This is a genomic window from Arsenophonus endosymbiont of Aphis craccivora, assembly GCF_013460135.1.
In the GTDB taxonomy this organism is placed as follows: domain Bacteria; phylum Pseudomonadota; class Gammaproteobacteria; order Enterobacterales; family Enterobacteriaceae; genus Arsenophonus; species Arsenophonus nilaparvatae.
Genome location: NZ_CP038155.1, coordinates 1,306,336 through 1,321,205, shown reverse-complemented (window position 1 = coordinate 1,321,205; position 14,870 = coordinate 1,306,336). Strand labels below are relative to the sequence as shown.

The 14,870-nt window shown below is 37.9% G+C and carries 9 protein-coding genes and 3 pseudogenes; 7 read left to right on the top strand and 5 right to left on the bottom strand.

All coding sequences use genetic code 11. From position 1 onward, the window contains the following. Positions 1–20 precede the first annotated feature (20 nt). A complete protein-coding gene (locus E3U36_RS06875) occupies positions 21–215 on the top strand; it encodes a cell division protein ZapC domain-containing protein (protein ID WP_255479105.1) in 195 nt (64 codons plus the stop codon). A 149-nt stretch (positions 216–364) separates the two neighbouring features. Here the strand turns inward: E3U36_RS06875 and E3U36_RS06870 are convergent. Continuing rightward, positions 365–1,476 (bottom strand): annotated as a pseudogene (locus E3U36_RS06870) (YcbX family protein). 102 nt (positions 1,477–1,578) lie between these two features. Between E3U36_RS06870 and rlmKL the strand changes: the two are divergent. From rlmKL to pqiC, 5 genes and pseudogenes are all read left to right on the top strand, one after another. After that, positions 1,579–3,696 carry a bifunctional 23S rRNA (guanine(2069)-N(7))-methyltransferase RlmK/23S rRNA (guanine(2445)-N(2))-methyltransferase RlmL gene (gene rlmKL / locus E3U36_RS06865; RefSeq protein ID WP_180815965.1) on the top strand — a complete coding sequence of 706 codons (2,118 nt, stop codon included), beginning with the start codon at positions 1,579–1,581 and terminating at the stop codon, positions 3,694–3,696. Positions 3,697–3,699: 3 nt separating this feature from the next. Beyond that, entirely contained in the window at positions 3,700–5,610 is a 1,911-nt protein-coding gene (locus tag E3U36_RS06860; protein ID WP_180815963.1) for an ABC transporter ATP-binding protein, read from the top strand. Between the two features lie 33 nt (positions 5,611–5,643). Then, positions 5,644–6,933 (top strand): annotated as a pseudogene (pqiA, locus tag E3U36_RS06855) (membrane integrity-associated transporter subunit PqiA). Further along, positions 6,926–8,567: pseudogene (pqiB, locus tag E3U36_RS06850) on the top strand (intermembrane transport protein PqiB). The pseudogenes pqiA and pqiB overlap by 8 nt, the downstream one beginning before the upstream one ends. Then, positions 8,564–9,118, top strand: coding sequence for a membrane integrity-associated transporter subunit PqiC (gene pqiC / locus E3U36_RS06845; protein ID WP_180817570.1), 555 nt, complete (start codon positions 8,564–8,566; stop codon positions 9,116–9,118). Before pqiB ends, pqiC begins: the two are co-directional and overlap by 4 nt. A gap of 71 nt (positions 9,119–9,189) precedes the next feature. Here pqiC and fabA read toward each other — a convergent pair whose 3' ends face one another. Together fabA and E3U36_RS06835 are read right to left on the bottom strand one after the other, a co-directional pair. After that, entirely contained in the window at positions 9,190–9,708 is a 519-nt protein-coding gene (gene fabA, locus E3U36_RS06840) for a bifunctional 3-hydroxydecanoyl-ACP dehydratase/trans-2-decenoyl-ACP isomerase (protein ID WP_180815961.1), read from the bottom strand. An 89-nt stretch (positions 9,709–9,797) separates the two neighbouring features. Further along, positions 9,798–11,537 carry an AAA family ATPase gene (locus tag E3U36_RS06835; protein ID WP_180817569.1) on the bottom strand — a complete coding sequence of 580 codons (1,740 nt, stop codon included), beginning with the start codon at positions 11,535–11,537 and terminating at the stop codon, positions 9,798–9,800. Between the two features lie 629 nt (positions 11,538–12,166). On the opposite strand from E3U36_RS06835, the gene matP reads away from it, so the two are divergent. Next, positions 12,167–12,616 (top strand): macrodomain Ter protein MatP, encoded by a 450-nt coding sequence (gene matP, locus E3U36_RS06830; protein WP_180817568.1) that lies wholly within the window; start codon positions 12,167–12,169, stop codon positions 12,614–12,616. 120 nt (positions 12,617–12,736) lie between these two features. On the opposite strand, the gene ompA is transcribed toward matP, so the two are convergent. Both ompA and E3U36_RS06820 read right to left on the bottom strand, forming a co-directional pair. Beyond that, entirely contained in the window at positions 12,737–13,786 is a 1,050-nt protein-coding gene (gene ompA / locus E3U36_RS06825; RefSeq protein ID WP_180815960.1) for a porin OmpA, read from the bottom strand. A 409-nt stretch (positions 13,787–14,195) separates the two neighbouring features. Further along, positions 14,196–14,588: a SulA-like leucine-rich domain-containing protein gene (locus E3U36_RS06820; protein WP_180817567.1), complete on the bottom strand. Its 393-nt coding sequence runs from the start codon at positions 14,586–14,588 to the stop codon at positions 14,196–14,198. Positions 14,589–14,870 lie beyond the last annotated feature (282 nt).

The window sequence follows — 14,870 nt, the reverse complement described above, 5'->3', positions numbered from 1 at the left end:
CAGCTGTAGCAGAGGGAGCCATCCTGGCGGCTAATTCTGATTTATTCAACAAAGCCGATAGTGGACAGAATGCATTGTTTTTAGTGGCAGAAGCAGGAAAATATGCCAGCTTATGTTTATTACTTGAGCCTAGATTAGTTTTGAAAGATCGGGTAATGAGATTTTGTGATCCGATTAAGATTATGAATAATCGCTTAATGATTTATCAACCATAAGCCAGTAGTTCAATATATGAAAGAACTGTTTCATAAAAAAATAACCTGAATTAATCAATATTCAAGGTTTATATAATAACTAATTTGTGCAGCATCTTTAAACCAACAGTAATATCCATCATTCATTGATGACGAATGATGGATAAGAATTAGCTTAATAGTAATTTAATATTTGTTTTGGGAATGCAACTACAACTCAGGATCACGCCATATTCTTTGATTGCTGTTTTTGTCAATGGGATCACTTCACCTGCTATTAGTTTCATTTTACAACAACCACAAATGCCCGCTCGGCAAGAGTAGGGAATTTTTAAGCCATGCTTTTCCAATTGTGCCAAGATAACAATTTGGTTATTGGCTAAATATTTTGTGCCATTAACATCGATTAATAATGTGGTTTCTTTTTCTGGATTAATTATCTGAGGCTTAGTTGATTTTACCGTTTTATATTGTTTAGGTTGTTTTTTAGTTAAAATTTTTACCGCATCGCCAACGCGGATCAGACCGCTATTTTTGGCGATGGCATTTTGGCCAAAATCAATTTCTCCATGCTCATCAGTGCGGAAACTTTGTAGTGTTGTTAACGGTTCTCCAGTGGGGTGCTGTGAGCCATCATCAATATTTACTGTCGTCAAAATGCAGCGGCTACAAGGTTTGACAAGCTCGAAAACAACCTCACAGATTTGTTTTGTATGCCAACTATCTTCAGCAAAAGCCTCGGCACCAGTTATGATCAAATTGCCTCTAATATTGTTCTAACTTAATATCAGATGGGCATTGTTTTTGAAGCGCTTTAAATGAGGCTTGATTAATAACAAGATAAGGATAGCCATCAGCAAATGAGAGAGGGATAGCTGGAAATTTTTTTATTCGGCGGCTGTGTATTTTACCTAACCACCTTAATTGAACAGCAGAATTAAAATATTGCGACAGCCATTGATTAATCTTCGCTGGTGCGGCAAACGCGGTAAAATGATTGCCCCACACTTCAGTTAGTAAGGGATGGTTAATAAAGTCTTTATATAAAATAGTTGCTGTGTGCTTATCAGGTGCTTGTATTTGAATGCCATTTTCAAGTATTATTGGCTTAAATAACAGCATTTGTGGATATTGCCGCGCAGTAATAAACCCACCTTGATTATTGGTAACCATAAAATAGCGATCGAAAACCTAGGCCACTATTTTCTGCATAAGCTTGTGACAAAAGAATGCCTTTCATTGATTTAACTGGATGGATATAAAGACGAGATAACCGGATCATTCTTAACTCCTGTTTAAGCGCGATAATTTTGCTAGTAACTTTATGATATGTGCGCAGGGTTAGCTATAATGTGCAGCAATTTTTTATTCAGGTGACAACGATATGAGAGCTCTGTTTGCTACTACGGCATTTGGACTGGAAGAATTACTTAAAAGTGAACTGGAGGCATTAGGAGCAAAATATTGTCATATTGCTCAGGGTGGCGTGCATTTTCAAGTTGACGAACGTGGCATGTATTTGAGTCTGTTATGGAGTTTTTTAGCATCGAGGATTTTATTACCCTTAGCTAGCTGCCAGGTTTTTAATGATATGGATCTCTACCTTGCAGCACAGACAATTGATTGGCCTGATTTGTTTACCGTAAATGATACTTTTGCCGTTTATTTTAATGGAACTAACCAAGTTATCCGCAATAGCCAATATGGGACTTTACGGGTGAAAGACGCTATTGTGGACAGCTTTACGCGTAAAATGAATAAACGGCCCAACATTGCCAAACAGCAACCCGATATACGGGTTAATGTCCATTTATATAAAGATAACGCCACAATATCGTTGGATTTAAGCGGTGATCCGCTCCATATCCGTGGATATCGTAGTTTAGCAGGGCAAGCGCCTATCAAAGAGAATTTAGCTGCTGCCATTGTTTTACGCTCAGGTTGGCAGCCTGGTTTGCCAATGGTCGATCCGATGTGTGGTTCCGGCACATTATTAATTGAAGCTGCAATGATGGCCTGTGATCGTGCACCTGGTTTAGCGCGTCAATTTTGGGGATTTCAATGCTGGTCGGGTTATAATCCAACGCTTTGGGCTGCTGTAATTGCTGAAGCGGAAAAACGGTTTCAGACAGGGATCGAGCAAGCGACTGCGCTTTTCTATGGCTTAGATATTGATCGCCACATTTTGGAAATAGCCAAGAAGAATGCTAAACAAGCCGGTGTTCACTCTTTAATAAATTTCCAACCTGGTGATGCGGCTAAATTGGATAATCCATTTACATTTGCTCAACAGGGGTTTATCACTAGCAATCCACCCTATGGTGAGCGTTTGGAAAGTGAACCTGCTTTAATCGCGCTTTACAGTCTCTTAGGACGAGTATTAAAAAATCAGTTTCCAGGCTGGCGTTTATCGCTATTTAGTGGTTCGCCAGAACTATTAGCTTGCTTAGGGCTACGAGCCGAACGTGAGTTTAAAACCAAAAATGGACCGTTAAATTGCATTCAGAAAAATTATCTGTTATCAGCTAAAACGGTTGGCAGCCATAGCATGGTTGGCGAAGATTTTGCTAACAGGCTGAACAAAAATGAGAAAAAACTTAATAAATGGGCCAAACAACAGGGGATTGATTGTTATCGCATTTATGATGCTGATTTACCTGAATATAATGTTGCAGTTGATCGTTATGGCGAACATATTGTTATTCAAGAATATGCGCCGCCCAAGAGTATAGATAGCCATAAAGCTAAACAACGTCTGTTTGATGTGATCAGTGCAATCATGCAGGTATTGGCATTAACTTCCAGCCAATTGGTGTTAAAAACACGCCAGCGCAAAGCCGGTAAGCAACAATATGAGAAATTATCCCAGCAGGGTAAGTTTTTATTAGTACATGAGTATAATGACCAATTATGGGTAAATTTGACCGATTATTTGGATACAGGATTGTTTTTAGATCATCGTTTGGTGCGTAAAATGTTAGCGAATATGAGTAAAGGAAAAGATTTCTTGAATCTGTTTGCTTACACGGCGTCGGCATCGGTACATGCGGGTCTCGGTGGTGCTCGTTCCACCACTAGTGTTGATATGTCGCGTACCTATTTAGAATGGGCAGAAAAAAATTTACAGACCAATAAATTAACCGGTCAGCATCATCGGCTTATTCAGGCTGATTGTTTCGCTTGGTTAGCGCAGACGACAGAAAAATTTGATTTGATTTTCATTGATCCACCCACTTTCTCCAATTCAAAACGAATGAATGCCACCTTTGATGTGCAACGTGATCATATCAACTTGATGATGCAGATTAAGCGCTTGCTGCGTCCTGGCGGTACAGTGGTATTTTCTAATAATAAGCGTGGTTTTAAAATGGATATGTCAGGTATTACTCAATTAGGATTAACTGCCAAGGAAATCACTCAGCAAACCATTTCACTTGATTTTACACGTAATCGCCAGATCCATAACTGCTGGTTGATTGGTCATGCAGATACGGAAAAGTAATTTATGTCATTAATGAATATGTCATCTGCCTATCTGGCTTTTAGTGATGCGCCGTTATTAGATAATACAGAGTTGCATATTGAAGATAATGACAGGGTTTGTTTGGTTGGCCGTAATGGTGCCGGCAAATCAACCCTAATGCGCGTATTGACCAAAGAACAACCGCTTGATGATGGTCAGGTCGTTTATCAGCAGGATCTGCAGGTTGCTCGTTTACAGCAAGATCCACCGCGTGATATCGGTGGTACTGTTTTTGATTTTGTCGCTGAAGGTGCTAAAGAGCAGGCAAATTATATTAAATCTTTTCATAAAATAGCAAAAATGGTCGAACAAGATCCCAGTGAAAAGAATCTTAATAAGTTAGCTGAATTGCAGGAGGTATTAGATCGCGATAATTTGTGGTTACTCGATACACAAATTAATGATGTGATTAAGCAATTGCAGCTGCCAGCTGACAGCCCGTTATCTGCATTGTCCGGCGGTTGGTTACGCAAGGCTGCATTGGCGCGTGCTTTAGTCTGTGGGCCACGGGTTCTTTTTCTTGATGAACCGACCAACCATTTAGATATTGATACCATCTTATGGTTAGAAAATTTTCTAAAAGATTTTCAGGGTAGTATCGTGTTTGTCTCCCATGATCGCTCTTTTATTCGCCATATGGCAACTCGCATCATTGATCTTGATCGGGGTAAATTAGCTTCCTGGCCGGGTGATTATGACGATTATCTGATCAATAAAGAAGAAGCATTACGGGTAGAAGAGCAGCAGAATGCTGAGTTTGATCGTAAATTGGCACAGGAAGAAGTTTGGATCCGCCAGGGAATAAAAGCCCGGCGTACTCGTAATGAAGGCAGAGTGAGAGCATTAAAATCCTTACGCCTAGCACGTTCTGAGCGACGCGAGGTAATGGGGACGGCGAAGATGCAGGTTTCCGATGCAAGTCGTTCAGGCAAGCTAGTGTTTGAGCTTGAAAATGTTAATTATCGCATTGGCAATAAAGTATTAATTGATAATTTTAGTGTCCAAGTGCAACGTGGTGATAAAATAGCCTTAATCGGGCCTAATGGCTGCGGCAAGACAACATTGCTCAAGTGGATGTTAGGACAAATTGAGGCGGATAGCGGTAATATTTACCGCGGTACCAAACTTGAGATTGCTTATTTTGATCAACATAGAATGACGCTAGATCCGGATAAAACGGTGATGGATAATTTAGCTGAAGGTAAACAGGAAGTAATGGTTAATGGACAGCCGCGTCATGTGCTTGGTTATTTACAAGATTTCTTGTTTCATCCTAAACGCGCCATGACACCGGTGCGAGCCCTTTCAGGTGGAGAGAAAAATCGATTATTATTGGCACGTTTGTTTTTAAAACCCAGTAATTTGTTGATCCTTGATGAACCGACTAATGATTTAGATATTGAAACACTTGAACTATTGGAAGAGCTCGTTGATAGTTATAAAGGGACAGTATTATTGGTTAGCCATGATCGTCAATTTGTTGATAATACCGTAACTGAGTGCTGGATGTTTGAAGATCATGGTAAAGTTGAGCGGTATGTGGGGGGGTTTTATGACGCCTCTTCGCAGCGTAGAAAAAAAATTTCTTTATCGCCTGCTACTGTTAGTAAAGCCAATATTGCGGTAGTGGAAACAGCTAAAGAGCAGCCAAAACGAAAAAGTAATAAAATTAGTGATCATTTATTAAGAGAACTAGAACAATTACCGCTGCAGTTAGAAGCGTTAGAAGCTGAAATTGCCATCTTGCAAGCTCAAGTTAGTGCGCCGGAATTTTTTAATCAGCCCCATAGCGTTACTGAATCAGTATTAAAAGCATTAGCTGAGAAAGAAGCAGAAATGGAAATGACATTCGAGCGTTGGCAAGAATTAGAATCACTTAAAAATAGCCAATAATTTGGCATTATGAATGTATAGAGGAGAGAAAAGTTGTGCTCTCATAATCATCTTAAAGAAAGTTGTCATAATAAGATACTCTGCCCCCAATGTGATTTATTGGTAGCATTACCGGTTTTAGAACAAGGCACTAGAGCCAGCTGTCCACGCTGTCATACTGTTTTATCTGCTAAGTGGAAGTATCGCTAATCAACCAACTGCAATAGCGATTAGCGCATTAGTGATGTTGCTTATTGCCTGTTTATTTCCTTACGTAAAAATGAGTGTCATGGGCATTGAAAGTCAAATTTGACTGTTTAATATTGCTCATGCCATGTTTAATGTAAAGTATGCTAGTCTTGGCTGGTTTTTTCTCCTTTTTGTCGTGGCAGTACCCGCTTTTTGTATGGTTGCCATTATTTTATTATGTCAACGAGTTAATCTCCCGCTTTGGTTAAAAATAAATCTTGCTAGGACGTTATTTCACATGAAAACCTGGTGCATGGTAGAAATTTTTCTAGCTGGTGTGCTGGTTAGTTTTGTAAAACTAATGACCTATGGTGAAATTACTTTGGGTATCAGTTTTGTTCCTTATTGTTTTTTTTGTTTGTTGCAGGTCAGGGCATTTCAATGTTTAGATAGACATTGGTTATGGCAGAAAATAGGTGAAGTGCCAAAGCTTGAGATTCCACTGCAAGAAGGCAAAAGTGGTATTAGTCAAAACGTCAGATCCTGTCATATTTGTATGGCCATTTTGCCAGCTGAACGTAAATACTGTCCTCGTTGCCATACCAAAGGATATGTTAGGCGGCCTAATAGTTTAAAAATACCATGGCATTATTGCTCTCCTCATTAGTTCTTTATATTCCAGCAAACGTTTTGTCTGTTATGATCACCAATACATTAGGTAGTAGACTAGACTCTACTATTATGTCCGGTGTTATTTTGTTATGGGGTGATGGTTCGTATCCGGGCGCCATTATTATTTTTATTGCTAGCATTATGGTACCTAGCTTAAAAATAGTGGCAGTAGGCTGGTTATGTTTTGATGCTAAAGGTTATGGCAATCGGGATCCGGCGAGGATACATTTTGTTTATGAACTTGTTGAATGTGTTGGACGTTGGTCAATGATTGATGTTTTTGTGATTGCAGTATTATCGTCATTGGTGCAAATGGGACGATTAATGAGCGTTTCACCGGCACTTGGGGTGATTTTATTTGCTGCTGTTGTGATTTTAACCATGTTTGCGGCAATGACTTTTGATCCGCGTTTAACTTGGGATCGCTGTAATGTTGTATCGCAGAGTAGAATTCGGTTAGAAAAGGGGTTGCAAGGTGGCTAATAAAAATAACACTGACGCGCAAGCAAAGATCAGTAAACTAAAAAGCTGGTCACCGATTTGGATCATTCCAATTATCACCATCTTTATTGGTGCCTGGATCCTAATTTACCATTTTAGCCATTTAGGTCCTGAAGTGACATTGATTACCTATAATGCCGAAGGTGTTGAAGCGGGAAAAACCAAACTGAAAAGTCGTAGTGTTGACATAGGCTTGGTGGAAAAAGTTTCTCTTGATAACAACTTTAAGCGTGTAATTATTAAAGCACGTTTAAATGATGGCATGAGAGATTTGTTAAAGAAAGATACCGCATTCTGGATCGTTAAACCGGCTATTGGCAAAGAGGGAATAACCGGTTTAGGCACGCTATTTTCTGGCGTATTTATTGAAGTACAACCTGGCAATAGTGAACAGCATGCTGAGAAATTTGATTTATTAGGTTCGCCGCCATTAGCTTCACCTGATGCTAAAGGTATTCGAGTGATTTTGACTAGTGATCAGGCTGGTAGATTAAATGGCGCCCCAGCGCTATTCCATGGTTATCGAGTCGGTTCGGTAGAAGCGAGTTCGTTTGATATTAAAAGCCGCAATATGCATTATCAACTCTTTATTAATGCCCCTTATGATGGGCTAGTAACGGAAAATGTTCGTTTTTGGCAGGATAGTGGTATTGCTTTTGATCTATCGGCACAAGGTGTTCGCTTAGACTTAGAGATGGGCTCTTTAACCACACTATTTAGTGGTGGGGTGTTAGTTTTGATGTTGTAGAGGGTTGGCAACCAGGTAAGAGGGTGGAAGATAAAAGCCTATTCAGACTCTATGAAGATCAAAGAAGTATTCAGAACTCTTTATATACTGTACACAAAGATTTTATTTTGTTTTTCTCTGATTCAGTTCGCGGATTACAACCTGGCGCACCAGTTGAATGTAGAGGAATTCGCTTAGGAACCGTGATGGAGGTTCCGTTTGATTCTGAGAAATTACGGCAAAATTGGATAATGAATTCCGTATTCCTGTTTTAATTCATATTGAGCCTGGTCGTGTTAGTACCGATATTGATCTAGAAAAAGAGTTTGCCGCAGCATTAAGACAAGGATTAAGAGCAGCTTTCAAATCGGCTAACCTAATTACCGGAGCATTGTATATCGATTTGGATTTCTATCCAGAAAAAGGCCAATGGAAAGGGCCATTAAAAGTTGCTGATTACGATATTATTCCAACGGTTAGTGCTGGATTATCACAGATCCAACAAAAAGTGGTTGAGGCACTAGATAAAATCAATCGTCTGCCGATTGAGCCTATGATAAGTCAAGCCACAAATACGCTAGCAGAAAGTCAGAAAACCATTCGTGAAGCACAGCGTACTTTATCTGAGTTGAATAAACTGATGACTAGCAAAGACTTTCAAAAGATCCCCGCTGATCTGCAACAGACTTTGCTTGAATTAAATCGCGTTATGCAAGGTTTGCAACCAGGATCACCTGCCTATAATAGAATGATCGATAATATGCAGCGTCTTGATCAGGTGTTAAGAGATATTCAACCCGTTATCAAGACATTGAATAATAAGAGTAATGCACTTGTTTTTAAAGCAAAATCGATCAAGGATCCAGAACCGAAGAAGGTGACAAAATAATGAGATATTTGGCATGGATTTTGTGTTTTTTACTTATCGGTTGTAGTAGTGGTATTGAAAAATCTTATTATCAATTACCAACAACGCCGAGCTTAGTGACTAAAAAAAGTGATTTACTAACGCAAAAACAGCTTTGGGTACAGACAGTGCAATTGTCTGGAATATTGGCAGCTAATGGTATTACTTACCAAACTAGCGATGTTAATTATGTTAATGCAAACAATCATCTATGGGCAAGCCCGTTAGAACAGCAATTGATGCAAAATTTAGTCAATCAGTTATCAATAATGTTGCCTAATCGATTAGGATCGGCTCAACCGCTGGAAAACAGACCTGATAGTCTTAATGTCTTTTTGACCGCTTTTCATGGCCGTTATGATGGTAAAGTGATTATCCAGGGAAACTGGATTTATAAAAGTGATAAAGTCATTATCAAGCGAGATTTTAGTCTGCTGCTTGATCAAGATGAAAATGGCTATTCGGCATTAGTTAGGACGTTAGCAAGAGGTTGGACTCAGGTTGGACAATCAATAGCGAGCCAATTATCTTGAATGTATAAAATATAACATATTTGCCCCTTCAGCTTGATAACAGAAGGGGTTTATGACACAAAAATCTGACTTTAAAAGCTGCTTGTATCTTGAAATAAACCGACTTTCAAATCTTTTGCTGTGTAAATGCACTTATCATCAACCAAGACTTCACCATCAGCCACACCCATAATCAATTTTCGATTAATAACACGTTTTAAATGGATACGGTAGGTTACTTTTTTTGCGGTTGGCAAAACTTGTCCAGTAAATTTGACCTCACCTACGCCCAGTGCTCGGCCTTTACCTTTACCACCAAGCCATCCCAGGTAGAAACCAACGAGTTGCCACATTGCATCTAACCCTAGACAACCAGGCATAACGGGATCATTAGTGAAGTGGCAACTAAAAAACCATAAATCAGGTTTGATATCAAATTCTGCTTCGATAAACCCTTTATCATAATTGCCGCCACTTTCGGTCATTGTTGTGATGCGATCCATCATCAACATATTACCGGAAGGTAATGGCGGTCCATTTTCACCAAAAAGTTTACCTCTGCCGGAAGCATCCAAATCTTCTTTTTTATAGGAGTTGCGTTTATCAACCATATTACTAAATAGCCTTATTATTAATAATAAGGTTAAAGAATAGCGTACACTTGTAAGCTGAGCAACTCCGATCAGCGATTTTTTTTAATTTAATTCAGCCACTTTAGCAGCCCCATGAATTTTGGTCTTTCTTGGTTATTAGCCTGAGTAATTCGTTCTTGTATTAAAGCTAACAGGTGTAAGTTATTTGTATCATATTGTTGCTTATAATAAGCATGTTTGGTTAAAATTGAAATGGCTTCAGAAACGTGTTCAACCGGCCAAAGGTGAAATACGCCAGATTTGACTGCTGCAATAAGATCGGTTTTTAAGCATAAATGACGAATATTAGCCGCAGGAATGATAACTCCTTGCTGACCGGTTAATTCACGTTGGAAACAGACGTTAAAAAAGCTTTCGATTTTTTGGTTAATACTACCAATCGGTTGTACATAACCGAATTGATCTACTGCACCGGTAACCGCAATTTGCTGATCGATAGGCTGAAGAGAAAGTGCACTAATTAATGCACAAAGTTCAGCTAATGATGCGCTATCACCATCAACTTCATTGTAAGACTGTTCAAATACGATTGAGGCAGAAAAGGGTTGTGGCTGTTCAAGCTTTAATTCGTAATTGAGATAGGCTTTCATAATCATCATGCCTTTAGCGTGAATATTACCGCCCAGCTCAACTGTACGTTCTACATCAGTAAACTCACCATCACCGAAGTGAGCAACACAAGTAATACGTGATGGTTCACCGATAAGTTCTGGATGCCCTGGGTACTGCATAACAGATAAGCCATTGATTTGGCCAATCATTTCACCTTCAGTTTTAATAAAAACTTGTTTTTGCAGAATATCATATAGATTGCGTTTGGCTAGGTAACCGTGTTGCCACTGGCGCTGTTGCATCGCTGTTTGGAACGATTTTGCAGTTAACTGATTATCTTGTTGAAATTGATTTGCCTCAGCTAAACAACGAATGAGCCACATTCTATCTAGCGGTAGGATAGATTTGTCTTCCGTATATCGAATTGCTTGAGTAATGAAGGTTGGCCACGCATCAGTCGTTAAAGCAGGAAATTGGCAATCGGTAATAATTTGTTTAATAAATTGCACCCATAGCGATAATTGACCACTATGTTCAAAATTCAATTCAAATTCATATTCTCCATAGGTAGCTTGAGAAAAAAGCTCAGGCTCTTTTGTTTCCAGTTCTTCAAGGCTAAAATGGTCGCCGACCAAAATTTGCTTAATATCAAGTGGCATTGAATCAATTGGATAGGGTAAAAATTGATTATCATTGGCTGGAAGCCATTCAAACCGTTTTTGCATCACCATCTGTTTTAAGCGCTGCCACATCAATGGCTGCGCTAATAATGTACCAACGGAAAGTAATAATACTCCGCCATTGATTTTATGTAATAGTCCTGGCTCTAAGTGAACACTATTTTGATGTTGATGAACACTGCCAAATAATTGAGGCATTTCTATCCAGTTACAGAAATAGACCGAATGACAGGGTGTAAATGATCCTTTAGTTCCTGCTTGCCAATGAAATCTTCCATTTGATTGTTGATAATCTCCAGTGATAGCTACTGAGGATGGATTAATATTTTTAATGCATTTTGCTAACTCAGATAAGTAGCTTTGGCATTCTAATGCTTTAATGATAGCAAAAGGAGAATAGGTTGGTGTTAATAAAAACCTTTCCAGACTGTTATATAATCTAGGTTGAATGATGGCCAAAGTGGCATTATCTAGTTTATCAGCAGCAGCAAAAAGATTAAGATAAGGTTCATAATCAGGTGCTAAATTCTGCCATATTAATTCGTTACTAATCACGCTATTTTTCAACTTATAATTTAGATAAAAAGTTTATCAATTATCCTCAATATCCTAATTGTATGAAGTCAAGATAGAAGACATTTTAGAAATACGCTATTGTTTTTAGAGAAACAGGTACATTTTACTATGAAAACAAGATATCCGTTTCCAGCATTATAAAATTTTTAGGATGAAATCATTATATTAACGTTTGTTTAAATTTATGCCACTATTAATTTTGTATATTTTAAATATAATTTTATTCATAAACTGTAGTAATAAGTGCAATAAAAAATGTAAAAGTCTAGTCAATGTAAATAATTTGGGACTGAACATTAGTAACTAATGGTTAATATCCAATTAGTAAGCTAATGACAAAAAACACTAATACAGTAGATAGAATGTATTATTTCAATTTAGAACATAGTGAAAGTTGCTAGCTATAAATGTGAATAATCATATTCTATCGCACTAATTATGATTTTTTGTCGATTGACTTGTATAAATAGGAAAAATTATATTTTTTGCTAACATTTCAATATAGTGTGATTTCTTACTAAGATTTTATTAAGTTGGCTAAAAAACCAAACGTTTTTATTGTTAAATGTTGTTATAATTACATAAGTTACGTTGTCACAGAGATGATTATTAAATATCAACAGCTTGAAAATCTTGAATGTGGTTGGAAATGGGATTACTTGGTTAAAAAGTATCGCGATGGTGAGAATATCACTAAGTATGTAGAAAAAAGCGCCGTTCAGGATGCGATTGAGCAACTGTTGAAATTAGAAAATACCCCAACAAAAGTGATAAACTGGATAAAAAATCATATGTCGCCAGATTTATCCAATCGAATGAAGCAAACAATTAGAGCCAGCAGAAAGCGACATTTTAATGCCGAGCATCAGCACTCATGTAAAAAATCTATCGATTTAGATTTTCTTGTCTGGCAAAGACTATCTATTTTAGCAAGAAAACAAGGCTGCACGCTCTCTGAAGCTATTGTGCATCTTATTGAAGATGCAGAGAGAAAAGACCAGTATGCAAACCAAATGTCGACATTTAAGCAGGATTTACAAAATATACTGGGTGACTAGCGTAAAAATAGGATCTTAAATCTGGATTTTTTAGCCATCTTAGCAATAAATTTTAAGCAAAAAATAACCCTTTAAAAAAGGGTTATTTTATTTGTAAATAAATAATTTTTTAAACAGATACTACGGTTGCGGAGTTACTTCTGTAGTACCTTGGATCTCGATTTCAACTCGACGATCTGGTGCTAAGCAATTGATTAATGCAGCGCGAGGTTTTACGTTATTACAAGTACTACCTGTTACTGGATTTTCTTCTCCGCGACCTTGTAAACTAATTGCGTTCGCTGGAATACCTTTAGAAATCAGGTAGCTCATAACTTCATGTGCGCGCTTCTGAGATAAAGGTTTGTTGTAGGATGGTGAACCAATACGGTCAGTATAGCCAAGAACCATCACACTCCCTTGAGTTGGGTCAAGATTCGTTAGTTCGCTATACAACTTATCAAGTTCAGCTTTACCTGCTGGCTTCAAGGTATGTTTATTGAACTCAAATAAAACGTCAGAACGTAAAGTAAAACGTTTGTTTTCGATTGGTGCTGGAGCTGGTGCTGGTACAATCACAGGCGCTGCGTCTTGATTGAATCGATATACAACACCAATACTCAACATCCCATTATCTGGACGAACGGATAGTGAATCTTTATCACCAATATGACTCACCCATTGATAATCTAAACGAGTTGCCCATTCAGGGGTAATAGCATATTCAAGCCCTAGCGCATAAACTGGAGAAAAACCAGTGTCATGCTCTTTAAAGGAATCTTGACCGGATACGTTTGCTTTTGCATCAGTCCGCCATACCATACCACCGAGACGACCATAAACATCTAATTCGTCTGTCAGTGGATAACTTAGACGAGCGGTTAATTGAACACCCATCGATTTCAGGCTACCGTTATTTGGCTGACCAGAATATCTCATTCTGCCAAGCCAGTCATAACCTAATTCGAAACCGAGATATTGATTATGTTGGTAACCAACATAGGCACCTGCGCCTAGTTGATCGCGCTTAGCTTTACCAATGCCAACATTTTCATCGTCAGGATGAAAGCCGGTATCTTCAAAGTGTGACCAACCTAATTTAGCACCGGTATACCAGGTATTATCTTTAGGGGCCGCCTGAGCTGCAGTTGCGAAAGCTGCCACTGCTACTGCGATAGCTATCTTTTTCATTTTACGCCTCGTTATCATCCAATATAGGCATCAGCTTCTTGAGCTTTTTTATAAGCCGTATGGTTTAAAATGCTGGTTAAGTTATTACGCTCTACTATCTTCGTTTCTACTTTATCTGCCTAAGGAATTATTCAAATAAAAAGTAGAATCCAAGCACTACCTTAACTTTGTAAAGTTTACAACGAACTTCAAAAGTTACAAGTAGAGGAAACATTAATCTTATTAACTTTTTAAAAGGCAATCGGTGAATTATAGATATAATTTATAACTATATTGCCATGGTTAAAGAATTAACCAAATGATTTATATTATTTTTTTTTGTTTTTGTCTATTGTCGTTTACAATTCATCAAATAGATTAGGAATAATCCTAATCTAGGCTAGTGATAATAATTAGAATGAATTTTTAGCTAATTAGAATGTCCGCGGGCACAATTAATATTTGCAGGCCGCATAACAAAGCCAATACTGTTTCCAAGCTGTGCTGCATGCTCTAAATGTTGTAAACATGATGGTGATACAGTCGGTAACCAGCCTAAGACAATACTACAAGTGCCGCTAGATAATGCTTTTATCATAGCAATAACGCTCATTTCTGGGCTTAGTGAATTTATTTGTACTGTTTTATTTAACGGTAGCTCTGAATTAATCAACCAATTACGGCTTAATTTTCGGTTAGGATTTAGCCATAATAGCCAACGAGATTCATCGCGAAAACGGTGTAATAATGATGTCAGAAGTACTTCAACCATAGGATTATTTTCATTATATACCCATTCATTAACTACGCCGTTTGAATATATTGGCGCATTTCTATAATTTGGTAATAGTAAATTTTGGACATTACTAGGTTGATTCTCTGTTTTTTATTGGGTAATTCCATGTGTTGGTATTCATATTGATCTCAGTTTATTACTGTACGCATATACAGTAATTGTATATTCATATAATATCAAGCCGATTTTTACACAGCGCTTCGCAAAAAATTAACTTTTCTGCTTAATTGAACATTTAATTGTTGCAGTTTGGATAGGATTGCGTATTTTGTATTCTGCCTGTTAAGGGCTTTGTTGAATAAATCAGAA

Excerpts from the sequence above, each read along its gene's own strand:
- rlmKL (WP_180815965.1), top strand. The coding sequence starts at position 1,579 with ATGAGAGCTCTGTTTGCTACTACGGCATTTGGACTGGAAGAATTACTT.
- E3U36_RS06860 (WP_180815963.1), top strand. The coding sequence starts at position 3,700 with ATGTCATTAATGAATATGTCATCTGCCTATCTGGCTTTTAGTGATGCG.
- fabA (WP_180815961.1), bottom strand. The coding sequence starts at position 9,708 with ATGGTTGATAAACGCAACTCCTATAAAAAAGAAGATTTGGATGCTTCC.
- ompA (WP_180815960.1), bottom strand. The coding sequence starts at position 13,786 with ATGAAAAAGATAGCTATCGCAGTAGCAGTGGCAGCTTTCGCAACTGCA.